The following is a 22,707-nucleotide window of genomic DNA, read 5'->3' as shown; positions in this document are numbered from 1 at the left end:
AGCCGTGAGCAGGCTGCACGCGGTCCGGGAGGCCGACCTCGACGCGATCGCAGCGGGGGCGGTGGTCCTGGGCTGCGGCGGGGGCGGCGATCCACGCTTGTTCGTGGAATTGCTGCGTCCACTGATGACGTCTACTTCGGTGGAGGTCATCGCGCCGGACCAGTTGCCGGAGGAGGCATTGGTGATGCCGGTGGGAATCGTCGGATCGGCCCTGGCCTTGGAGGAGCAATTGCCCTCCGGGCGTGAGTTTGCAGATACTGCAGCAGCTTTGACGCGCTGGACCGGGAAGCGTCCGACCGCGGTGATGACTTTCGAAGGCGGTGGACTCAACGCTCTCTCCGGCATTGCTGCGGCGTTGGCGTTGGGAATTCCCGTGGTCGACGCGGACCTGCTGGGTCGAGCGATGCCGCGGCTCGATCACTTCTCTCTCGCCGCAGCCGGGTTGGAATTGTGCCCGGTCACACTCGCCCAGCCCGGCGGCCTCATTACCGTCGTCGACGGAGTGGATGTGCTCGGCGCCGAGGTAGCAGTGCGGTCGTTGATCGGGAGAACCAGCGGTTGGGGTGCTCTGGCGATCGCGTCGATCGATGCGCGGACGGTGCAGGAGGCGTGCATTCCGGGAACTCTGTCTCGGGCGCACGAACTGGGTCAGCACATCGGGGCACTGGGCAGCTGGCGGCAGATCGCGGAAAGCTCCGGGGCTCGAGTACTGGGGGCAGGCCGGGTGCGTGCGGTGCGTCGTAGTCGTCCGGACACCGGAGATCGTCGGGGCAGCGTGATTCTCGAGCACGGTTCTGCGGTGATACGAGTCGAATTCGAGAGTGAGTTCCTGACCGTCGCGTTGGACGGCGAGATGATTGCAACGTGCCCGGACATCGTGACGTTGCTCGACGTGCGGACCGGCGCCTTCGTCTCGTGTGAATCCGTGCACCAGGGGCACGATGTGGCCGTGTTGGTTCTTCCCGGTCCACAGTGGTGGGCGGAAGAAGTGGGCAGATTGAAAGTTGTCGGCCCGCGGGCATTCGGGATCGACCACGACGCAGTGCTGATGGAGGCGCGATGAGCGCGAGTGTTTCGGCGTTGCTGAACAACCCGGCCTTTGTCGGGCTGTATCGACTGGCCGGGGAGGGTGATCCCGTCGTGACGACAGTGGGAGCACTCACCGGGGAATCGGCACAGTCGGCCGAGGCCGTGTCGGATGCGGCGAGTTCAGGATCAGTTCTGGTGATTCTCGATCGAATCGACATCGGGGAGTGGAGATTCGACGCTCTCCTTCGGCGCACAGCGGCGACCGGCTGCCAGGTGGTCGCTGTGCACAGCACTGCGGCGGAGGATGCGAATCTCTCGTTGCTTGCCGATCGGCTCGGACTGGTGGTGCTCGGAGTATCCGACCCGTGGCAGTTCAGCGTGGATCTTCGTGATCTTCTCTCGAATTCGCGGGCGGTGATGGCCGACGCAGTACTGCGGGCGACACACGCGGGCCAACGAGCCGGAGGAAGCGTCGAGAATCTTCTGTCGGTGCTACTGAACACTTTTCAGCGTTCATTCTTTCTCCTGGACTCGTCCGGACGTCCGATGACCGGCGCCGACCTGTTGTCAGACACTGATCGAGCAGCCGCCGGTATGTTGTCGGGTCGCGGGGCGCCCACCACGGTCGAATTGGACTCCGGCGGGGTCCTGATTGCGTGCCCGGTGATGTCCGGCGCAGCCCGAGAGCCCTGGCTGGCGGTGCTACTCCCGGTGCGTCAAAGCGTCGAAGAGGCTTCTCTCTCAGTGGTTCTCGACGTGGCCTCGTTGGCTGCCGGGCACCGACTGGCCGTTGCGCGCATGGTCGACGAGCGTGAAGCGCGCCGGCGTAGCGCGTTGCTCGGTGAACTGATCGACACGTCAGCAGACGCCACACCCGGACTGCTCCGGCGCGCACTCGACGCGGGTTGGATGCTGGACGGATGGCACATCGGCATCAAAGTCCTGGCGGTCGGTGAGGTCGACCTGGTGGCAAGACGCAGCGAGGTTGCAGATGCTCTCGCCGCCGAGGGAATCGACGCCAATGTCGTGGAACAGGCTGACGGCTGGGCGGCGTGGACGACTCTGCCAGGCGAGCCGCGACCGGAGGCGATCACCAGGATCGCCGAGTGCATCCGTGCAGCTCAGGCCAGGTTGGAACCCACGATGGAGACCTGGGTAGGTGTGGGACGCGCACACGACGGTCCGGCCGGAATCGGTTCGTCCCTGTCGGAGGCCGGGGATGCCGCTCGGCTCGCCGGTTCCCGATCTCAAACAGGTCGATTCCTGCACGTGGACCGCCTCGGGCTGGCGCAGTTGCTGCTGGCGTGGACGCGAACCGACACCTTCCAGCCTGCGGCCGCAGCATTGCTCGCACCGCTACGCGATTCCAATGGAGAGTTGCTCGAGACTCTGTCGACGTACCTCGACGAAGAATCGTCTCTGGCTCACACCGCAACCCGAATGGGGTTGCACCGCAACACCGTATCGAGTCGGATCGATAGAATTCAGCGCCTTCTCTCGGTGGATCTCGCAGATCCGGAAACGAGACTCGCGCTCCACCTTGCTTGCCGGACCATCGCGCCCTGACGGAGATCTTCGCGGCTTCGTCTTGACAAGCACGGGAGGTTCCTGCCATCCTCGTTGCCAGGTCACGAGTACCAGTGTTCAGCCCCGGCTTGCTGGTCGGCAACCCTCCTCCGCGGTGGGGTGCTCCGGGTGACGACCCGGCTGCGTTCGAAAACGAATGCGGCAAGCGCGGACTCTTCCGGGGCCATCTCCCGACGAACGAGTCCTTGAACGTGAGGATTGTCTTCGATGACTGCTGTATTGAGTGCCGACACCTGCTGCACCACCGCGATTGCCAAGGTTTCGGGTGCCGACCTGCAGGTTCCATTGGTTCAGGGTGGCGAATGCTCCTACGCCAACTTCGACTACGCCGCGAGTGCGCCGGCATTGGCCCAGGTCACCGACCGTATCGCCGAGTTGCTGCCGACATACGCCAGCGTCCACCGCGGTGCCGGCTACGCGTCCCGGATCTCCACGCTCACCTACGAGAACGCTCGTGAATCCGTTGCTCGTTTCGTGAACTGTGCCGACGATCAGGTTGTCGTCTTCACCCGGAACACCACCGATTCGCTGAACCTGCTTGCGCAGTGCGTCCCCGGCAGCACCGTCGTCCTCGACGTCGAGCATCACGCAAACCTGTTGCCGTGGAACGACGCTCGTATCGTCACCGCCGCAGACACCATCGAAGAAACGATCGAGCGTCTGATCGGTGAACTGTGCACCAAGCCTGCCGCGCTGCTCGCAATCACCGGGGCCTCCAACGTGACCGGTGAGATCCTGCCGATTGCACGTTTGGCTGACATCGCTCACCGTTGCGGCGCACGTATCCTCGTCGACGCTGCTCAGTTGGCTCCCCACCGTCGCATCGACCTGCAGGAATGCGGCGTCGACTACGTAGCGTTCTCGGGCCACAAGCTGTACGCGCCCTTCGGCGCCGGCGTTCTCGTCGGCCGCCGTGACTGGCTCGACGAAGCTCAGCCGTACCTCGCCGGCGGCGGCGCCGTGCGTGAGGTGACCATCGAATCCACCGAGTGGGCTTGCGCGCCCGCACGCCACGAGGCGGGTTCCCCCAACGTGCTCGGTGCGGCTGCCATCGCGACCGCCTGCGAAACCCTGCACGCCCTGGACTTCGACGTGATCGCCGAGCATGAGAAGGCGCTCACCGCCCAGCTCACTGACGGCTTGTCCGCCATCGAGGGCGTCTCACTCGTGCGACTGTGGAACGACGCTCCTGACGCCGTCGGAATCGTCACCTTCACCGTTGACGGATTCGAAGCGGGCGAGATCGCCGCATTCCTCTCCGCCGAGCACGGCATCGGAGTTCGCGACGGTCGCTTCTGCGCACATCCGGTTCTCGCGCGCCTCGGCCTCTCCGGCGGTGCAGTTCGCGCCAGCCTCGGCCTCGGTAGCAGCTCGGACGACGTGACGCGGTTGGTCGACGCCGTGAACATCCTGGTTTCGAATCAGCGTGATTGGAAGTACGCGAAGACGGCAGGTGCGTGGAACCCTGTGCCCGAGACCCGCCCCTTCCTCGGAGCCGCAGACGACAATGCCGGCGCAGCCGAGTGCGTCTGAGCTGAGCTCGGTCCCCGAAAACTCGAACGGACAACTAGCATGGCAGCCATGGCACCAGCGGATTTTCCCGCCACCCCTTCGAGAGTGAGCATCACTCTCGGTCAGTGGTGCCGTCGCCATGTCGATCTGTGCCGCACCTCTTCAGGAATGTGTTCGAGCTGACGATTCGTCTCGCTCATCCCATACTTTTCTGATTTTCGGAGGTCTCACATGTCTTCACTCGCTTCGCATTCTCTGCACGTAGCGGTCGAGTTGACCGGATTCGGTCACCATCCGGCCGCTGAGGGCGCACCCGGCAACCTGCCCATCATCGGCGGCGACTACTGGGTGGACCTCACCGAGGGTGAAAAGGCTCTCGATTTGGCTTCATTCCCTACCAATGTGGTTCGGATTCGCGCTGCGGATCTGCGTGAGGCACAGCTCGAACGCGCACGTATACGCGCTGCCGTCGCCGAAGAAGGACGCGATCCCGACAGCGTCGCAGTGCTGGTCGATCTCGAGATTCTGATCGCGCCGGAGGCTCGCTCCGCTCGTAAGGAGCTTGCGCAGTTGGACAGCGCGTTGACCTCGCCGCGGGTTCCCGTTTCGCTTCATTACGTCGGAACGCCTTCCGGTCTCGGCAGTTTGATCGCCGATATCCGAGCTGCGGAGGTCGCCGACGGCGTTACGTTGCTGCCTCTCGCATTGCCTCGATCGCTCGAGCATCTGGTGGACAGCACCATTCCGTGGCTTCAGGATCGCGGACTTGTCACACCGTCCACCGCAGTCGACGAGGTTCTCGGGCGTTTCGGACTGCCGCCCCGTCAGCGCACGCTTGCATCCTGATCGTCACCGATTGCATCTGCGTACAGGTGGAACAGCGACGGTAATTCGTCGGCACCGTCCACCTGTGCCAGAAGCGTCCAGCACTGCGCAGTGATCGACCGAGCCCTCGTGCCGATCCAGTTGGTGGGCAGTAGTTCCGGCGGCAACAGCGGATCCGGTTCCATGGCTCGCGTGAATTCCGCCGCGAGTTCGATGGTCATCGTGACAGCATCGGTACCCGGACTGTTCTGCAGTTTGTGCAGGCGTGCGGTCGCTACGTCGAGTAGCCGTTCGTATCCGTCAGCGATCTGGTCCAGTGGCCACAACTGCGCGGCAATCTTCACGGGGTCTTCGAGAGTGCCCACTTTCAGATCTCGAGTGGTGAGAGAAGACAGGTGCTGTTCGACGTCGAGTTCGGCGGCCGCATCGCGAATATACGGTTCCCAGGCGTGCGGCGAGACGTACAGACCGCCCTGGACGAGCGCGCCGCCGAGGTAAACGACCTTGGTGCGCAGCGCATCTCGCCCTTTCCGTGACGACTCCGGAATTGCGAATCCGGCCAGGTGCCAGTACCCGTCCCACGGCGTCACAGTGTCGCGGTCTTGTCGATAGGCCAGCCGAACGAATTCGACGTCGGGTTCCATCTCGCGCAGGGCTTTCGGCGTTGCTCGTAGCGTGGCCTGCCGCCCGCGACCTTCCTGAGTGAACTTCCCCTCGGTGACCAACCGCTTGATGCACAGCCGAACCTGTTGATCAGTTTTGCCGAGGGCGTCGGCGGTGGCATAGAGGGTGCGTCCGTCGACAGTTCCGTCCGTGCGCAGTAGTCCCTCGATCAAGATCCTCGTGGGTACATCGACGTCCCTGTCGGTCATCGCCATGTCCTTTCCTCGCTTCTCGACATCTTCGCCCACAACTGTACTATCGAATGCAATACGATCGTTTCAAATTCGTACGTTAGGGCGGGAAGATGGCAGCGGAATCGATGAGCGAGGGCAAGAGTAAGCCTCGTTTACGCAGGTGGATGGTTACTTCCCTGGCGGTGGTCGTTGTTCTGATCGCGACTCTGGTGGGCTGGACGCTGTACCAGAACACCTATGACATCCGTGAGGAAAAAGTGACGATCACCGGGGGATCGGTGCCGCTCCAGGGAGTCCTTGCACTGCCCGAACACGGTGACGGTCCCTTCGGGCTCGTGGTTTTGGTCCACGGAGACGGCCCGGTCGATGCAACACATGAGACGTTCTATCGACCGGTGTGGGAGGCGTTCGCAAAGGCGGGGTACGCGTCACTCTCCTGGGACAAGCCGGGGGTGAATGGGGCACCGGGCAATTGGCTCGACCAGAGCATGGACGATCGCGCGGCAGAAACGGAAGCGGCAATCGAGTGGGCGCGGGGACGTTCGGATATCGATCCGTCTCGGATCGGTCTGTGGGGTGCAAGCCAGGCAGGGTGGGTGATGCCCAAGGTGGTGAACCTCGACCCGGACGTAGCGTTCGTCATTGCCGTGGGTCCCGCGATCAACTGGCTCCAACAAGGCGAATTCAATACCCTAGCCGAACTTTCCGAGAGAAATGCGTCGGCCGACGAGTTCGAGAAAGCGCGGGTCGATCGTGCGAAGAACTTAAATCAGTTGGCCCGTGATGCATCGTTCGACGATCTCGTGGCCTCCGGCGAGGCCGACGGTCTCACCGAAGACCGGTGGAACTTCATCCGAAAGAACTACCTCTCGGATGCGCGAGCCGATCTCGAAACCGTGAAGGTTCCGGTGCTCTTGATCATCGGCGGACAAGACGTCAACGTCGACGTGGCTGATACCGAAAGGGTGTACCGCGAATTACTCGACTCGCCAGGGCAGCTGGTGGTCAAGAAGTACCCCGACGCCACTCACTCGATTGTGGAGAAGGACCTCGAAGACTCGGAATTGATGTCGGCTCTGGTGGCCGTTCTTGCTCCCCGTTCGATCTTCGCTCCCGGCTATCTAGCGGATCAGACTGCATTTTTGGAGGGAATTCATGGCTGACGGAATCACGGTTGTCGCACTGGGTGGTGCCGGTGCCATGGGCTCGGCAGCAGTGCGTCTGGCCGCAACATTGCCGGGAATCGGCAAGGTAGTAGTCGCGGATCGCGATATCGATGCTGCGAAGCGTCTTTCAGTTGAACTGGCGCAGGCCTCAGCGGAAGTCGAGGCGCGCAGCATCGACGTCACGGACGGTCGCACGCTACGTGAATTGCTTGACGGCGCAGACGTGGTCGTCAATACGGTCGGACCGTTTTTCCGTTTCGGCGTCGGCATTCTCCAGGCAGCGATCGGGACCGGGACTCACTATCTCGACATCTGCGACGACTGGGAGCCGGCCGTCGACATGCTGGAATTGGACTGTGCCGCGAGGGGAGCCGGAATCTGTGCGGTAGTCGGCATGGGCGCAAGTCCCGGGATGAGTAACCTCCTGGCCGCGATGGCAGTCTCGCGATTGGACGTGGTCGACGATCTGTATACAGCCTGGCCGGTTGATGTCGAGGGCGAGGACGAGTCGGTGGACACATTGAGTGCAGCCGCCGTTCACTGGATGCAGCAGATCAGCGGCCAGGTTCCGGTGGTTCGTGCGGGGCGAATCGTCAACGAAGAACCGTTGCGTTCCATCGCACTCGAACTGCCCGGCGGACGTCGGGGGAACGCTTACGTGGTCGGGCATCCGGAGCCGGTGATGTTTCATCGGACCATCAATCCTGCGGGGCATTCGGCAAATCTGATGGTCATCACACCGGAAACCGTGGCGTTTCTCGACGTTCTCCGCGCCGACATCGACAAGGGGAGAATCGATCTCGACTCGGCCGCCGAAGAATTGGGCAAGCCTTCGCTCGGACGGATGATCCGCGCTGCGCCTCGAATGCTCACGCGCGCCGGCCACGGATCCCTGCCGTTGTTCTTCGCCTCGGCGACAGGGGCGCTCGAAGGTCGAAAGATGCGCGTCGTGGCCCGGATTGCAGACGATTCACCGGTGTCGGAGTTGCTGTCGGACATGGCCGGTGCAACCGGAATCCCCTTGGCGCTCGGCCTTGCTCAGGTGGTGTCCCGGCTCGCCGACGGAACGATTTCGGATCGGATCGGTGTGCACTCACCCGAGAGCGTCGTCGACCCGGAAGTTCTGTTCACTGCGCTGGCGCGGTTGTTCGATCGAACCGACTGGAGTGAGATCGTCACCGTCGAATCCGAGTTCCGCTAGTCAGTTCGCGGCGTGTGATCCGATGCGACTGCGGATTTCGGTCTCGACGCGATCGGCGTCCTTGGGGCTGAACGAAGGCGATCCGTGGCCGGCGAGAGTGAGTACCACCGCGGTCTCCTTCCACGGGCGTGAAAGATCCAGGCTGTACCACGAGCTGAAATCTGTTGTTCCCCAGATTCGTAGGCGTCCGCTCAGCCATGACATGACTCCGAGGTCGACGGATTCGATCTGCGAGTACAGGACGAACTTGCTGACAAACGGAAAGTAGTAGTGGCGGATCGTGACGCCCTGATCGTCGATCCGGACGGTTCGGTCCTCGTAGATTGTCGATGTTCCTGCACTCACAGTGATAACCCGGTTCCTGCTGGTCGATGCTCTCGATGGCTGCCTGAAAACCAACCATACAGTCTCTATTGGGACAGGCTGCGAGCGCGGGCGTCAAGCGCTGGTGGGCCTTGAGACGACGAGATCACTCACCGCGATCTGAGCGTTGCCGATTGCCGCCTGAACCGGTTCGCAACTACTCGATGCTCTGGCGAGCGCAAGAACTGCGGTGAGTAGGGCGGCGTCGGGCTCTCCTTCGAACGGTCCGCTCTGGACGTCGAACTTTCCAGCGCGCAACTGCTTTCGGGCATTGATTCCAAGTTGTGAAATGACCTCGTCCATCGCGGTCAGGCACTGGGCGAGCGCGCCGATCGACCAGTAGAGATCGGCAGCGACGACGGGTGTCTGCGATGCCACGGTACCGGCGCGGCGCAATCGGTGGTGAGTGTCTCGGAGTATCTCGGGCAGCCTGTGGTCTGCGCAATGTTCCATCCCGCCGCCTCCGTAAGGTGTAAAGTTAGGTTATTCAATTACGGTAGGGCAGGACGGTAAGGGATGCAAGTAGTTTTAGACGATTACGTCGTCGGTGCGTCGTTCGCGACCGACCTGGTCAACACCTCGCCCCGGGTCTGGGTGGAGGCAGGTGACGCGTTGGCTGACCCCCAGGCGCTTCACGATCTACTGGATGAACATGGACTCTCGCCGGATGCGCTCCGCAACGGGCGTCGGCTTACCAGCGGTGAACTTGCCGACGTGCAGGCACTCAGAGAGGAGATTCGTTCGATTCTCGATGCTCCGACTTCTGATGAGCTCGTTGATCGCACTGATCAATTCCTGCAGACTGTCCCGCATCACGTTCGACTCGTGCCTGATGCCCAGTACGGCTATCGATGGAATGCGGTACCGGACAGCAGAATCGATCTCGCGGGTGAGCTTGCGTTGTTGATCGGCTACTCGTTGCTGGGGACTCTGCGCACATTGGGGTACGAACGATTCCGTCCATGCGCATCGCCGACGTGCAACGGGGTGTTTGTCGATACGAGCAGGGGAGGGCGACGCCGATACTGCATGCCGGCGTTGTGCGGCAACCGAATCAACGTCGCGAATCACCGTCAACGGCAGCGTCGTACTTAGCGTCTGCGCTTGCCCGGTCGATAGTGACAATCGAACAGAGTACGGCCGACTGTATGGGGAACTTCAACGAGATACAGACCACGTCAGTCCCGCACGATTGTCGCCATGGCAACTCCTAGTAGATGGCGGCTCGTATGAAAGCCCGTTCTGTCTCCGCGACAGCAGTTATCAGCGTTGGCGTTTTCACCCTGGCCGGGTGTGGCGGCGCATCCAGTCCCGAAGGTTCAGTCGGTGAGTATGCAAAGGACGGCAGTTTCACGACTGTCATCAACGCCGATCCCGGAAATCTGCACCCTCTGATCACCAACCTTACGTCGACTCAGATCGTGAACGCGTACTCGTACGATTCGTTGATCGACATCGACGCGCAAACACGCACTGTGCGTCCCTATCTGGCGGAGAGCTGGAGTGAAGAAGGGAACACGCTGAAGTTCGTGCTCAAGAAGGGCATCACTTGTGCTGACGGCACTTCCTTCACCGCACAGACCGCGGCCGATGACATCAACTGGGTCATGGATCCTGAAAACGCTTCACCGCTACGCGGATCCACTGTGCCGATGTCGACTTCGGCCTCAGCGGACGGTGACGAACTGACGGTGACTACCGCCGAGCCAGCGCCCTTCCTGCTCTCTCGAATCGGCGCGTTGCGGCTTCCGTGCGCTGCGACGCTCGAAGACCCGGCCAGCATCCGTTCGAGTAGCAACGGAACGGGTCTGTTCAAGGTCACCGAAGTTGTTCCGAACGATCACATCACGATGGAACGCCGCGACGGTTACACCTGGAGTCCGAACGGCGAGACCACTTCAGACACACTCGGAGTGCCGAAGACAGTGACGATAAAGATTGTCACCGATCCCAGTACGACGGCGAATCTTGTTCTCACCGGCGGAGTGAATGCCGCAGCGGTCACCGGTTCGGACGAGGAACGAGTCTTGGCCGCGGGTCTGGATTCGAAGACCTACACCACGTTGTCCGGCGAGTTCATCTTCAATCATTTCGCGGCCCTACCCACGGCAGACCGTGCTGTACGGCAGGCCCTCGTGCAGGCAGTAGACCTGGACGACTACACCGAGATCACCACCGGCGGTAAAGGAACCCGCGCACGCGCCCTCGCGGTTTCGGAACCCCTTGCCTGCGACTACAACAGTGTCGAAGGGACGATCCCCGATTTCGACGTCGATGCAGCAAAGAAAACGCTGTCCGACGCAGGTTGGAAGGCGGGTCCCGACGGCATCCTGACGAAGGACGGGCGACCGCTTGCCCTCAACGTGATTTTCAACAACTCACGCGATACGAACTCTGCCGCCGCGGAATACGTGGCAACACAGTGGGAAGGACTGGGCGCGAGAGTGAAACTGACCGGCGGCGACTACAGTTTTGTCATCGCCAACACATTCAGCACCACCGACCTGTCGTCGTGGGACGTTTCCATCGGTTTGACGCTGGGGAGTGATACGCCGAGCATCTTTGCCAAGTACTTCACCGGCCCGCCCAAACCTGAAGGAGTGAACTTCGCTTCCCTCGACAACAAGAAGTACATCGAATTGTCCACTGAGGCTTCGCTTCTTCCCGGTGACGAGTCCTGCAAGGTCTGGGAGGAAAGTGAGCGGGCATTGTTCAAGGACGTCGACCTGCTGCCGGTATCCACGACTCCCGCTCACATGTTCTTCAACGGGGCAACGTCGATCTATCCGCCATCGAGCGGAATCCTTCCGGGCTCGGCGATCCGTGTCCTGAAGTAGGACCCTCGGCAAACGCTCACTTTCGGGTATTGATCATCCGAAGAGCAAACCGAAATACCACTGCAGCACCCGCACCTGCAGCCAGGCCGGCGACGACATCGGCAAGAAGGACACCGACGCCTATGCCCAGGACGGCAGCGGCGGCGACAGCAAGGGCTACGTCAGCACGAGGAGCGGCGATCGCGGCATCCTTTCCCCGAGTATCGAACGAGCACCCATCTCAACGGAGCATGTCACGAAACTGTCGTCTGCAGGTGTATCAACCGCAAAATGTGTGAAACGCGTCGGCCCCGGCGGAGTTGGACTCCGCCGGGGCCGTGCTGTGTGTGTTGCGCACTTGCTCAGTGCGTCGGGACGGATTCCTTCGACGTGGTCGGGGACGTATCGGTGTGTTCGCTACCAATCTCCTTGCGGGAGTTGGAGCCGTCGAACCGAGGGAGGAAACCGGCCAGGACGAGTGCGATGACGGCGGATCCGGCAGCGAGGGCCATGACGACGCGGAAAGCGTTCTCCGACGGCAGCGTTGCCCCACCGATGGACATGGTCATCTGGGCGATGACGACACCCGCGATGGCGCTGGCGAATGATGTACCGAGGGAGCGCATCAGGGTGTTGAAGCTGTTGGCTGCACCGGTCTCGGACGGAGGAACAGCCCCCATGATGAGAGCGGGCATCGCGCCGTAAGCCATACCGGTACCGGCGCCGATGATCACGGCGATCACGATCAGTTCCCAAATCGAGTGCATGGCGAAAATGCCGATGCCGTAACCGATTGCGACGACAACGGCGCCGAGCATGAGCGTCACCTTGGGGCCGTGCGAATTGGTGATGCGTGAGGACAGCGGAGAGATCAGCATCATGATGATGCCGGAGGGAGCCATGACCAGACCTGCGGTGAGCATCGAACCGCCTAGGCCGTAACCAGTGACTTCAGGCAACTGGACTACCTGGGGAAAGACCATGCTGGCGGCGAACATCGCGAATCCGAACACGATCGATGCGAGGTTGGTGAAGAGCACCTGGCGGCGGATGGATACGCGTAGATCCACCAGCGGCTTGGGGGTGCGTAGTTCCCACCAAGCCCAGAATCCGAATATCAGGATCGCGGCGCCGAACAAGGAAAGCGTGAGCGTGCTCGTCCAACCCCAGTCGCCACCCTTGGAAATGGCCAGTAGTAGAGCGATGAGGGCGGCTGAGAGCGAGATTGCCCCGCCGAAGTCGAACGTGCCACCTGTGCGAACCGTCGATTCGGGGACCAGGACGACAACAAGAACGGCCGCAAGAGCGCCGAGCACGGCTGACGCCCAGAACAGGACGTGCCAGTCGGCGTACTCGGCGATCAAAGCCGCGATCGGAAGACCTAGAGCGCCACCGACTCCCAGTGAAGCGCTCATCATCGCAACAGCGCCGGCGAGCTTCTTGGGCGGAAGCACGTCGCGCATCACACTGATGCCCAGCGGAATGACGCCGGCAGCAAGGCCCTGCAGGATTCGGCCGGCAACGAGGGGGATAACGCTCGAACTGAGTGCTCCGACCACCGAACCGGTTACCAACAGCGCCATGCTGATCAGGAGTAGACGCCGTTTGCCGAACATGTCGCCCAAGCGGCCCATGGTCGGGACGGCGACGGCAGCTGCGAGCAGCGTGGCGGTCACAGCCCACGCGGTATCGGACGCCGGCGCGTTCAAGTACTCGGGCAGATGCGGGATGATCGGGATGACCAGCGTCTGCATGAGGGAGACGACGATGCCGGAAAACGCCAGAACAGCCACCACTGCGGTGGTGGATGGCGACTTCGTTGTCTGTGGCGGCGTTGTCGGTGGTGGAGAAGTGGTTGACGACATTGCGGTAACTCCATCGGAGGAAGAACGAATAATGGTTTAAGTCACTTGATTGAACTAAAGTTAAATCAAGTGACTGACTTAACGGAAGGGTGCGCCTCCGATCGTGACGAATATCTCCGGTGCCGAGCAGCTTCGGATGGTCGAGGATGATGGTGTCCATGACTACGAGGACTGAGGACGCGTCGGCCGATGTCGGCGGCGCCGCAAATTCCGCGCGCTCTGCTGCAACCCGAGACCGCATTCTCGCCGTCGCCGAGCAGTTGTTCGCAGAACATGGAGTCTTCGCGGTTTCGAACCGTCAGGTGAGCGACGCGGCAGGTCAGGGCAACAATGCTGCCGTCGGATATCACTTCGGAACCAAGACCGATCTGGTCCGCGCGATCGTGAACAAGCATTCCCAGCAGGTCGAGAAGAACCGTGGCGAACTGCTGCGTGAGATCGAAGGGTCCACAAATGTTCGTGACTGGATTTCGTGTCTGGTTCGGGCGTCGACCGATCACTACGCCGAAATGGGTGGCCCGACCTGGTATGCGCGGTTCAGCGCGCAGATTCTCACCGACCCGGTCCTGCGGAAAATCGTTTACGACGAGGTGCTGGCCTCGCCTACTCTGCAGGAGACGCTACGCGGACTTTCAGCCTGTCTGACTGACATGCCGATGAGTGTTCGACGCGCCCGCGCGGACATCGGGCGTAATGCGATCGTGCACATGTTCGCCGAACGCGAGCGCACGCTTGCCGAAGAGGGGCCGGACGCGGTCACGTCATGGGAGGACTTCACGACCGATCTCGTCGACGCGCTGGTCGGACTTTGGACTGCTCCGATCAGCCGCTGACCGGCCGTTTGTCCGCGCTAGCCGCCCGCCCCGGGGCAACCCTGCGGGATGGATCTCGCGTCGGTGGAAGATCCAGGAGCAAGCCGACTCCGGCAAGAATGACGACGAGCCCGCCGACGAGCGCGAAGGTGACAGGTTCGTTCAACCACAGCACTCCGATAGCTGATGCCGAAATCGGAACGAGAAGCGTGACGGCCGATGCCGCGACTGGACCCGCCTGACGAATTATCCAGAAGTAGACCAGGTAGCCACCGGCCGTAGCCCCCAGCCCCAGGGCTACCACGGCGATTAGAGGGCCGACGGTTATGGGCCCCGGTGGGGGAGCGACGGCGGACACCGGCACCAAGAGGGCGACCGCGGCAAGTTGCTGGCCGAGGGCCAGAGTCAGGGGTGGAGTGTCCTGGAACGACTTTCGTGCGTAGACACCTCCGACTGCGTACAGCAGCGCCGCGGTCAAAGATGCGCCAATGGCCAGCATTGCGCGACTGTCGATCGCTGACGGAATTCCGCCGACAAGCACCGAGACACCGACGATGCCGATCGCGACCCCCGAGAGTTTTCGCCAGGTGATCTTTTGTCGAAGCCAGAAAGCGGCGACGAATACGCTGAACATCGGAGTCGTGGCATTCAGGATCGACGCCGTCGACGAGTTGAGGCCGACGATCGCAGTTGCGACAAGTGTCAGGGGCCCAGCGACGTTGAGGGCAGCCAGCAGTAGGAATGCAGGAAACCGATGACGGACCGCGCGCCAGGTCGATCTGCTGGAAGCAGTTATCAGCGCGAGAACCAACGCTGCAACAATGAAGCGGCCGTGCGTCGTGCCGACGGCGCCGAGAGTTGGTGCTGCCACAGCAACCAGAGGGAACGAGCTTCCCCAAAGCATGCCGACCAACAGCAAAGCTCCAACTACGGCGAATCGGCTGCTGCCGATTGCTTTCCAGTTCTTCATTGCTCCTCTTCGTCGACGACCACGCGGACATGGATGGTCGATGCCAGACCTACCCTATACCCCCCGTAGGTATAAGGTTGAGTGTGTCATGATGCTGTAGGTGATCCGAGACTGGGGACGCATTATTCGTTCTCCTGCAATGGTTTATGTGCTGAGATGCTGTACGCGCAGACCTTCAAGTTATCTCCAATATACCTATAGGGGGTATATTGATTGTGTCGGGCTCGCTTTCCGGGCCGCATCCGTCCAGCAAAAGAACAGGAATCCCAATGAGCAGTTGTGGCTGTGGCAACACCCCGAAGTCTGACGCCAAAGGCGATGTCGGCGCTGTCGGTTCGGCGATGCCGACCGGTGGGAAAGACCTACTCACCGCTGGCAGTAGTGAACTCGTCGAATGTCGGGTCATGCCGGGCAGCGTGATCGAGAAGGTGCGTGCCGAAGCGGAAGGCCTGTTTCGTGACTTCGAAGGAAATCGGTACTGGTTCTGCTGCAAGGGATGTGGTCCTCGGTTCGACGCAAATCCCAGGAAGTATGCCGACGTGAGCTGAGCGAAAAGTGGTGGTGCAGGCGATGGCTGCACCACCACTTTCGTTGTAGCCCTGTCGGGGGCAGTCGGACCGTCGACATCAGACGGCGCGAGCGCACGCGCACTGGGCAGCCGTCAAGGTGCATTCGCCTCGCGTGGTTTCGTACGTCGCCTGTCCGGGCAATTCAGCAACTGTCTCCCGAGGCCAAAGTGCAAATCCTGCAACGGTTCCCACTGCGGCAAGCGCTGCAAGGATGCTCCAGGTGACCGCAAATCCCGCGCTCGAACCAACCCATCCGGCGATCGGATAGGTGACAAGCCAGGCAAGGTGCGACAGGGAGAACTGGGCTGCGAACACCTCCGGTATACCTGCGGGTTCGACGGAGCGCCGAAGTACTTTTCCGGTCGGAGTGACGATCATGGCCATCCCGGCGCCGACGAGTGCCCACACTACGGCAGTGAGTATCCACGTGAATACACCGGCCACAGCGAGGGCTGCTGTCGCGCCGGCGCTGACGACCAGGACAACGGAACCTGCTGTCATCACAGTACGTTCAGCGGTTCTGTCGAGAACGCGTGGAAGAAGAAGCGCGGTCACCAACGTGCCGGTGCCTGACGCGGCAAGCATCCACGCCACGTCGGATTGGGTTCCACCGAGCTCGTCGCGGACGTAGTTGACGGTGTTGACCACCACGATCGATCCGGCTGCTGCCACCACGAGATTGAGTGCCATGATGCCGCGCAGTCGCGGCGTGGTCACGAAGATCTGCACCCCCGACGCGATCCGATCCCACGCCTTGCGGTGAGTACTTCGGCGAGCGTTGGGGATTCGGGTGGCTAGCACGAGCAGTGCCGAGACGGCAAAGCCCACGGAGGTGGCGACGAACAACAGGTTGAATGTCATGAAGGACAGAGCGACTGCGGCAAGAACAGGGCTGAGCAGACTTTCCATCGTGTAAGCGACCTGCGATGCCGACAGCGCGCGGGTGAAATCGGCCTCGTCGGTCACGATGTCAGGGATGACCGCTTGGAACGTGGGAGTGAACGCTGCCGACGCAGCTTGGAGAACGCCCACCAGCACGTAGATGTGCCAGATCTCGCTGACGAAGGGCAATGCGATCACGACCGCTGCGCGAATGGCGTCGAGGGCAACGAGGAAAGCCCGTCTCGGCAACCGGTCTACGTACGCCGCCGCGAGTGGAGCGATCACGACGTACAGGGACATCTTGATCGTCAGCGCGGTGGCCAGCACGGCTCCGGCGCTCGGTCCGGCGAGTTCGTAGGCGAGTAGACCCAGCGCAACCGTCGCCAACCCGGTGCCGAACAGCGCGATGATCTGGGCGCTGAAGAGCAGGCGATAGTCGCGAATCAAGAACAGACGCAGGCTGTTCCGTTCCAGTGCGGAGTTAGCGATCCGGTTCATTTGGTTTCACTCCCGCGACAAGATTGAAAGCTCCGGTCAGGACATTGAGGGCGACGATTCCGACTACGTCGGCGATCTCGCGATCACCGTAGCCGTGCGCTCGAAGGCCCGTGATGTGTTCGTCTGAAATCGAGGCAGGCTCCCGATAGACGCGAAGCCCGAGGTCGATCATTGCCGCGATGGCGGGATCGGCCGAGGTGCCCGCGCGGGCACGCTCGATCTCGTCCGCCTCGACGCCGTTGGCGTGCGCGGCGGCCACGTGGGCTTCGAGGCAAACAGCGCAACCTTGCTGGACCTGCACAGCGATAGAGATTCGCTCGGTGATCTTGCGGCTCAGTTTCGCTCGCTTCATTGCTCGGCTGAGTTGCAGATAGCCGCCCAGCACAGCGGGCGAATGAGCCATCGCCGCGACCATGTCACCGACCTGTCCGTGACGGTTCACGAGTTCGGCGAGAAGGTCTTTCGATGCACCGACAGCGGTGGTGGGCGTGAGAGAAGCAAGGCGCGACATAACGAGTCCTAAGTGGTTCCGCCGGTGGTGGGTTCGGCTGGTGACAGCCGGCCGAACCCACCACCGGAGTTGGTCAAGAATTGACGGTGGATTGAACGGTTCTAGGATCGTCGACCTTGGTCGACCGCATCACGACCGCGGTGATTGCTGCGCCAACCACTGCGATGGCGGCTGCTCCGAGGAACACGGCGGAGAAACCGTTCGTCAACTCCGTCAGGTCACCGAGTTGATCAGCGCCGAACACTGCTGCGATCGCGGTCATCACCGCGAGGCCGACAGCCGAGCCGACCTGGTAGCTGACGTTGACGATGCCGGAAGCCAATCCGCCCTCTTCCGGGCGTGCAGCCGAAATCGCCGTACCGAGTGAGGGAATGAACGCCAGCGTCATACCTGCCGCAGCCACGAGCGACGCCGGCAGTACGTCGACCCAGAAGTTGCCGGTGGGCCGGATCAACGACATCCAACCCAAACCGATTCCCAGTACCAGCAATCCGGTCACGATCATCGCTTTTGCACCGAAGCGTGCCATGGCCCGTGGTGCCACGACGACCATGCCGAGCATGACGAAGATCGTCATCGGCAGCAGCGCCGCACCGGCCGGGAAGGAGCTGTATCCGAGCACTTGCTGCAGGTACAGGTTCAGGAAGAACCACATCGGTATCCAGGCGGCGCCGAGCACGAGCTGAGCGATGTTCGCGGCACCGAGGTTGGGCGCCTTGAAGATTCCCAGACGCACCAGAGGTTCCCGACGCTTCGACTGGATCAATACGAATGCACCCAACAGAGCGGCCGAAACGGCGAGCGCCAGCCACGTCTGCCCGGATCCCCATCCGACATCAGGTGCTCTGACGATGCCGAAGACTCCGACAGCAAGACCTGCGGTGACAGCGAGTGCGCCGAGGAAGTCGATCGACCCGGTACGTGCCGGTGCGTTCGGCATCAGGAGGGGAGTAGCGATCAGCGCGATGACAGCGATGGGAATGTTGAGGTAGAACACCCAAGGCCAGCTGGTGTATTCGGTGATGACGCCGCCGAGGAACACGCCGGCCGTACCGCCGGCCGGGGCGGCAGCGCCGTAGATGGACAGCGCCTTGGTCATCTCTTTCTGCGTGCTGCCGAACAGCATCATCAGCAAGGTGAGCGCCGACGGCGCGATGAGTGCGGCGCCTGCGCCCTGGACTGCACGGCCCGCAAGTTCGACGGCGACGTTACCGGCGGCACCGGCGACAACGGAACCGATCAGCAGGATCAGCCAACCAGCGGAGAACACTCTGCGGGCGCCGAACAGGTCGGACAGGCGGCCGCCGAGGAGGAGTAGCCCGCCGAACGCGATGACGTACGCATTGAAGACCCAGGTCAGGCCTTCTTGGGAAAAGCCGAGATCGCTCTGCATCTGGGGGAGAGCGACGCCGATGATGGAGGTGTCCATGATGACCATGAACTGAGCGGCGGCGATCAACGCCAACGCCCACCACTTACGGGTGGATTTCGGTTGTGTGGACATTCTGAGTTCCTTACCTGTACGGGGTATAGGTGATGCTCGTGTGGTCGGGGGGTGTCGAAAGCGAGCCGGGGCGACATCGGCGCAGCGCTTCGTTGAGGTGCGCGGGGAAATGCTGTTCTTGGAACTCATTCGGCCGGCGCTCTGCGTAGATGCGCATCGGATCTCCTTCGAGTGAATTCAGGGTGTTCGAGTAGTTCGTTGCATACCCTAGGGGGGTATGGTACAAATTGCAACAGGTTCGATGTCAAGGAGTGCAGAACCTGACGCAGACGGCAACGAGAGTGCTGCCGACCCAAACTTTGGAGGGCAAGATGTTCAGCGACAACGGCTACACACTGGAATTGGCAACGTCGGAGGCGACCGTCGGCAACCATGTCCCTTTGCAGTTCCGGATCCTGGATCCGGTTGGAACTCCCTTGATCCGGTACACGGACACCCACGACAAGCAGTTGCATCTGATCGTGGTCGGTCTGGACCTGACCGGATTCCAGCACGTGCATCCCGAATTGGACGAGAACGGAAACTGGCATGTGTCAGTCGATTTCGATCATGCGGGAGACTATCGAGTGTTCGCTGATTTCACTCCGGACGGTGGTGACGGAATCACGCTCAGTGCGGATGTGCGCGTCGCCGGACCCTATGATCCTCGGCCGTTGCCCGCTGCTGCTGCCGCCACGACGGTCGACGGCTATACCGTCTCCCTCGAAGGCGCGGCCCATGCCGGCCAGACATCGAAGCTCACGCTCTCGGTCAGTCGTGACGGAATCCCGGTCACGGACTTGCAGCCCTACCTTGCCGCATACGGGCATCTGGTCGCGTTGCGTGCCTCCGACCTCGCCTATCTCCATGTCCATCCGGACGGCTACCCCGGTGACGGTGTCACGCCGGCTGGACCGGCAATCACCTTCTACGCCAACATGCCGAGCGCCGAGGATTACCGGTTGTTTTTGGACTTCAAGCACGGCGGAGTGGTGCGTACGGCGGAATTCACGCTGACGGCCGACAATGCGACCACGCCTGGGGCCGAACACTCGAGCCACGCGCACCACGGGCACTGAAACCGAATGCGTTTCGCAGCAACGGGAAAACGGGCATGGGCAATCGCCATGCATCCATCTGTTCGTGCCGTAGCGAAATGCGTGGCGATGTGCGCAGTGATTGCTCTGCAAGACAACGGAAGTCGAAGAGTCTCCGCACATCGCCCCGGTAACGAGAATTGTTGCGAAGTCACGCGTTGACGAACAGGAGGACATCGAATGTCGGAAGCGACAGAAGTGGGCAGTGCGCCAAGCAGTGCTCCAAACAGTGCCCAAGGCAGTGATGCGACCGGCGATGCATGCTGCACGAGTGATTCGCACGGCTACATCACCGCCAAGGGCGACTACCTGGCGCGTCTGCGTCGCATAGAAGGTCAAGCTCGCGGCCTGCAGCGCATGGTCGACGAGGACAAGTACTGTATCGACATCCTGACGCAGGTGTCGGCGATGACCAAGGGCCTCCAGGCGGTGGCCATGGGCCTGCTCGAGGACCACATCGGCCACTGCGTCGTCAAAGCCGCTGTTGCCGGTGGGCCCGAGGCGGACGCGAAGATCAAAGAAGCGAACGACGCGATTGCGCGATTGGTCCGCTCATAGAATTGTGATGAACATTGATACCTTTGTGCGCATGTTCAGTATCGAGATCCGTCGTACATTCGCTGTGAGGCAAGGGCTTCCGGCACCGGTGCGGGACGCGAAGAACTTGCCGCCGCTGATGCCTGCCGAGGGATTTCGCGTGACGATGCGAGTGGCGTTCTCGTTCGAGGACGACCAACTCGGAGAACGTGGATGGTTTGTCGACACGGACGCTCTGGACGAGTCCGTCGATCGATGTGCCGAGCAATTGGCGAGCGGTGCCTGGCCGGAGATTTTCGATTTCCGTCCGTCATTCGAGAATGTCTCGAAGTGGGCTTTCACTGAACTTGCCTCCAGCATTCCTCAGCTGACCTACGTCGAACTCGACAACGAGACGATCGGTGTGGCAACAAGATACGTCAGATCACAATGATCTGACGTATCTCGTTGACGCACCGCGTTCGGTCGACCGGCCTACTGGTAGAGGCGCAACGCAGAACCGATGAAGGTCTTACCGAATGCGAGTCCGGCCTTGTTGAAGTAGAAGCTCAAGACCGTATCTGCAAACGGGACTGCGGACACCGTTTTGGTGATCTGTGACTCGGCGTCCGCCCACTCCGCGCACGCTGCTTCGCCGGTCAAGCCGGATGCCTTGGCAACGGCTGCTTCGTAGGCGGGGTTGTTGATCGAAGAGAAGTTCTTACCTGCTGCCGGAGCAGGACCGGAGAAGAACGGGACGAACCCGCTGGGAACCGAATTGTTGATCTGGATCCACGCGATGTCCCACTGGTTGTTGTCCTTGCCACTGAGCATGACGTCGACAACCTTGGTCTGGTCGGCTCCTGTCACCTCGACGGTCGCACCGAGGTCGGACCATGCCGACTGGGTGAGCTCGGCTGCCGCGCTGCGCGCATCTTCGCCGGCAGCGTAGAAGAGGCGGAGGGTCAGCGGCTTTCCGTCCTTGCTTCGTTTGCCGTCGGAGCCGGCGGTCCAACCTGCAGCGTCCAGTGTTGCCTTTGCTGCGCTGAGGTCGAAGTCCGGAATGTTGCCTGCGACAGAGTCGTACACACAGGCTCGGGGCTCGACGGAGACAAGACTTGTTGCACGGGTGCCCTGGCCGCCAGTGATGACTTCAGCGAGATCGTCGAGATTGACAGCCTGGACGAGAGCTTTTCGAACGGCGGGATCGCTGGTCGGATTGTCCGCAATCTGATTGAAGTACATCTGACCGGCGGGAAGTGGGCGCTGGACCGAGTCGAAATTGGCGGCATCGATGCGATCCTTGTCCGGACCGGCGATCGGAGATGCGCTCAGTTCGCCTGAGAGAAGCTGGTTTGCTGCGGTGCTGACATTGGGTGCCATGACAGCAATGACTGTCTTGGGGACACCCGGTGTGTCGGAGGTGGTGTCGTCGGGCCCCCAGCTGTAACCGTCACGACGCTCGAACGTGTAGTGGTCATTGGCCGAGACTTCGGTGACTTCGAACATGCCGGAGCCCAGCGACTTGTTGTTCGAGGCGGTCGGATCTTCGAGACCGGCATCGCACATGATCGGGAGGCGACTGATGGTGAGGAGGAGGAACGGGGTCGGCGCCGGAGTGGTTACCGTGATGGTGCGGGTGGCGAGATCGGCAGTGGCCGAAGCGCCGATGGGAACTGTGGTGCCGCGTTGTTGTGAACCCTTGGCTGGATCGGCTACGAAGTTGATGTTGTTCGCGACGGTCTGTGCAGTCAGCGTCGACCCGTCGGTACAGGTCACGCCTTCACGAATGGTGAAGGACGCGGAGGTCGGCGTTTCTTCCCACTTCTCGGCCAACCATGGTTTGAATTCACTGGTTTCAGGATCCTGGTAGACCAGGGAGTCGTACGCCAGCTTCGAAATTTCCGCGGTTGCCGCAGAGCCGGACATGATCGGGTTGAGTGCACCCGGATCGCCTTGCAACGCGTACCGGAAGGTTCCGTCAGTCAGAGGCTCACCGCCGCCGGAGCCCGAGGACGTGCCTCCCGAGCTGCAAGCCGACAATACGAGCGCGAGCCCCGCGGTCGCGGCAAGCGTCGAATAGGAGCGGTGTTTCATTGTGCCTCCGTGAAGGAGCCGGGGCCCGGGAGTGAATCGTGAGGGCGCAGT

General features: G+C 61.7%; 22 protein-coding genes and 1 riboswitch. Of the genes, 13 read left to right on the top strand and 9 right to left on the bottom strand.

What is annotated here, in order from left to right; translation table 11 throughout:
• Positions 1 to 4 precede the first annotated feature (4 nt).
• From ASU23_RS30035 to ASU23_RS30020, 4 genes are all read left to right on the top strand, one after another.
• Positions 5 to 1,063, top strand: a complete 1,059-nt coding sequence (locus ASU23_RS30035; protein WP_058039286.1) for a DUF917 domain-containing protein — start codon at positions 5 to 7, stop codon at positions 1,061 to 1,063.
• Positions 1,060 to 2,595, top strand: coding sequence for a CdaR family transcriptional regulator (locus tag ASU23_RS30030; protein ID WP_054187864.1), 1,536 nt, complete (start codon positions 1,060 to 1,062; stop codon positions 2,593 to 2,595). Before ASU23_RS30035 ends, ASU23_RS30030 begins: the two co-directional genes overlap by 4 nt.
• A gap of 60 nt (positions 2,596 to 2,655) precedes the next feature.
• A riboswitch (SAM riboswitch) is annotated at positions 2,656 to 2,770 on the top strand.
• A gap of 53 nt (positions 2,771 to 2,823) precedes the next feature.
• Positions 2,824 to 4,149, top strand: a complete 1,326-nt coding sequence (locus ASU23_RS30025) for an aminotransferase class V-fold PLP-dependent enzyme (protein ID WP_003941108.1) — start codon at positions 2,824 to 2,826, stop codon at positions 4,147 to 4,149.
• 210 nt (positions 4,150 to 4,359) lie between these two features.
• A complete protein-coding gene (locus tag ASU23_RS30020) occupies positions 4,360 to 4,974 on the top strand; it encodes a hypothetical protein (RefSeq protein WP_058039285.1) in 615 nt (204 codons plus the stop codon).
• Here the strand turns inward: ASU23_RS30020 and ASU23_RS30015 are convergent.
• Positions 4,953 to 5,831 carry a DNA-binding transcriptional regulator gene (locus tag ASU23_RS30015; protein ID WP_058039320.1) on the bottom strand — a complete coding sequence of 293 codons (879 nt, stop codon included), beginning with the start codon at positions 5,829 to 5,831 and terminating at the stop codon, positions 4,953 to 4,955. The genes ASU23_RS30020 and ASU23_RS30015 overlap by 22 nt on opposite strands.
• Positions 5,832 to 5,974: 143 nt before the next feature.
• Between ASU23_RS30015 and ASU23_RS30010 the strand changes: the two genes are divergently transcribed.
• Both ASU23_RS30010 and ASU23_RS30005 read left to right on the top strand, forming a co-directional pair.
• Positions 5,975 to 6,973, top strand: a complete 999-nt coding sequence (locus ASU23_RS30010; protein WP_058039319.1) for a S9 family peptidase — start codon at positions 5,975 to 5,977, stop codon at positions 6,971 to 6,973.
• On the top strand, positions 6,966 to 8,177 hold the full coding sequence (locus ASU23_RS30005) for a saccharopine dehydrogenase family protein (RefSeq protein WP_058039284.1): 1,212 nt from the start codon (positions 6,966 to 6,968) through the stop codon (positions 8,175 to 8,177). The genes ASU23_RS30010 and ASU23_RS30005 overlap by 8 nt, the downstream gene beginning before the upstream one ends.
• Here the strand turns inward: ASU23_RS30005 and ASU23_RS30000 are convergent, their stop codons facing one another.
• On the bottom strand, positions 8,178 to 8,522 hold the full coding sequence (locus tag ASU23_RS30000) for a hypothetical protein (protein ID WP_042450522.1): 345 nt from the start codon (positions 8,520 to 8,522) through the stop codon (positions 8,178 to 8,180). It lies immediately after the preceding gene.
• Positions 8,523 to 8,615: 93 nt separating this feature from the next.
• Positions 8,616 to 8,993, bottom strand: a complete 378-nt coding sequence (locus ASU23_RS29995) for a hypothetical protein (protein ID WP_042450525.1) — start codon at positions 8,991 to 8,993, stop codon at positions 8,616 to 8,618.
• 63 nt (positions 8,994 to 9,056) lie between these two features.
• On the opposite strand from ASU23_RS29995, the gene ASU23_RS29990 reads away from it, so the two are divergent.
• Both ASU23_RS29990 and ASU23_RS29985 read left to right on the top strand, forming a co-directional pair.
• Positions 9,057 to 9,635, top strand: a complete 579-nt coding sequence (locus ASU23_RS29990; RefSeq protein ID WP_058039283.1) for a CGNR zinc finger domain-containing protein — start codon at positions 9,057 to 9,059, stop codon at positions 9,633 to 9,635.
• A 134-nt stretch (positions 9,636 to 9,769) separates the two neighbouring features.
• On the top strand, positions 9,770 to 11,377 hold the full coding sequence (locus ASU23_RS29985; RefSeq protein WP_042450529.1) for an ABC transporter substrate-binding protein: 1,608 nt from the start codon (positions 9,770 to 9,772) through the stop codon (positions 11,375 to 11,377).
• A gap of 341 nt (positions 11,378 to 11,718) precedes the next feature.
• Here ASU23_RS29985 and ASU23_RS29980 read toward each other — a convergent pair whose 3' ends face one another.
• Positions 11,719 to 13,221 (bottom strand): MFS transporter, encoded by a 1,503-nt coding sequence (locus ASU23_RS29980; protein WP_058039282.1) that lies wholly within the window; start codon positions 13,219 to 13,221, stop codon positions 11,719 to 11,721.
• A gap of 158 nt (positions 13,222 to 13,379) precedes the next feature.
• On the opposite strand from ASU23_RS29980, the gene ASU23_RS29975 reads away from it, so the two are divergent.
• A complete protein-coding gene (locus tag ASU23_RS29975) occupies positions 13,380 to 14,054 on the top strand; it encodes a TetR/AcrR family transcriptional regulator (RefSeq protein ID WP_042450572.1) in 675 nt (224 codons plus the stop codon).
• Here ASU23_RS29975 and ASU23_RS29970 read toward each other — a convergent pair.
• Positions 14,044 to 15,003 (bottom strand): DMT family transporter, encoded by a 960-nt coding sequence (locus tag ASU23_RS29970; RefSeq protein ID WP_058039281.1) that lies wholly within the window; start codon positions 15,001 to 15,003, stop codon positions 14,044 to 14,046. The two genes, ASU23_RS29975 and ASU23_RS29970, sit on opposite strands and share 11 nt — an antisense overlap.
• 269 nt (positions 15,004 to 15,272) lie before the next feature.
• Between ASU23_RS29970 and ASU23_RS29965 the strand changes: the two genes are divergently transcribed.
• Positions 15,273 to 15,551 carry a YHS domain-containing protein gene (locus tag ASU23_RS29965; protein ID WP_003941173.1) on the top strand — a complete coding sequence of 93 codons (279 nt, stop codon included), beginning with the start codon at positions 15,273 to 15,275 and terminating at the stop codon, positions 15,549 to 15,551.
• Positions 15,552 to 15,629: 78 nt separating this feature from the next.
• On the opposite strand, the gene ASU23_RS29960 is transcribed toward ASU23_RS29965, so the two are convergent.
• The 3 genes from ASU23_RS29960 to ASU23_RS29950 all read right to left on the bottom strand — a co-directional run bounded on the left by ASU23_RS29960 (position 15,630) and on the right by ASU23_RS29950 (position 18,967).
• Positions 15,630 to 16,952, bottom strand: coding sequence for an MFS transporter (locus ASU23_RS29960; protein ID WP_172827108.1), 1,323 nt, complete (start codon positions 16,950 to 16,952; stop codon positions 15,630 to 15,632).
• A complete protein-coding gene (locus tag ASU23_RS29955) occupies positions 16,936 to 17,463 on the bottom strand; it encodes a carboxymuconolactone decarboxylase family protein (protein WP_020906029.1) in 528 nt (175 codons plus the stop codon). The genes ASU23_RS29960 and ASU23_RS29955 overlap by 17 nt, the downstream gene beginning before the upstream one ends.
• A 73-nt stretch (positions 17,464 to 17,536) precedes the next feature.
• Positions 17,537 to 18,967 carry an MFS transporter gene (locus ASU23_RS29950; RefSeq protein WP_058039280.1) on the bottom strand — a complete coding sequence of 477 codons (1,431 nt, stop codon included), beginning with the start codon at positions 18,965 to 18,967 and terminating at the stop codon, positions 17,537 to 17,539.
• 251 nt (positions 18,968 to 19,218) lie between these two features.
• On the opposite strand from ASU23_RS29950, the gene ASU23_RS29945 reads away from it, so the two are divergent.
• From ASU23_RS29945 to ASU23_RS29935, 3 genes are all read left to right on the top strand, one after another.
• The gene (locus ASU23_RS29945) at positions 19,219 to 20,025 is read left to right on the top strand and encodes a hypothetical protein (protein ID WP_058039279.1); all 807 of its coding nucleotides are present in this window, start codon (positions 19,219 to 19,221) and stop codon (positions 20,023 to 20,025) included.
• 198 nt (positions 20,026 to 20,223) lie between these two features.
• Complete coding sequence (locus ASU23_RS29940) at positions 20,224 to 20,601, top strand: metal-sensitive transcriptional regulator (protein ID WP_020906032.1); 378 nt, start codon at positions 20,224 to 20,226, stop codon at positions 20,599 to 20,601.
• A gap of 7 nt (positions 20,602 to 20,608) precedes the next feature.
• Positions 20,609 to 21,013 (top strand): 6-carboxytetrahydropterin synthase, encoded by a 405-nt coding sequence (locus ASU23_RS29935; RefSeq protein WP_058039278.1) that lies wholly within the window; start codon positions 20,609 to 20,611, stop codon positions 21,011 to 21,013.
• Between the two features lie 41 nt (positions 21,014 to 21,054).
• On the opposite strand, the gene ASU23_RS29930 is transcribed toward ASU23_RS29935, so the two are convergent.
• Positions 21,055 to 22,656: an ABC transporter substrate-binding protein gene (locus ASU23_RS29930; RefSeq protein ID WP_003941166.1), complete on the bottom strand. Its 1,602-nt coding sequence runs from the start codon at positions 22,654 to 22,656 to the stop codon at positions 21,055 to 21,057.
• Positions 22,657 to 22,707 lie beyond the last annotated feature (51 nt).

Origin of the sequence: Rhodococcus sp. KB6 (genome assembly GCF_001445685.1) — a bacterium.
In the GTDB taxonomy this organism is placed as follows: Bacteria; Actinomycetota; Actinomycetes; order Mycobacteriales; family Mycobacteriaceae; genus Rhodococcus_F; species Rhodococcus_F qingshengii.
This window is presented reverse-complemented; position numbering and strand designations above follow the sequence as displayed.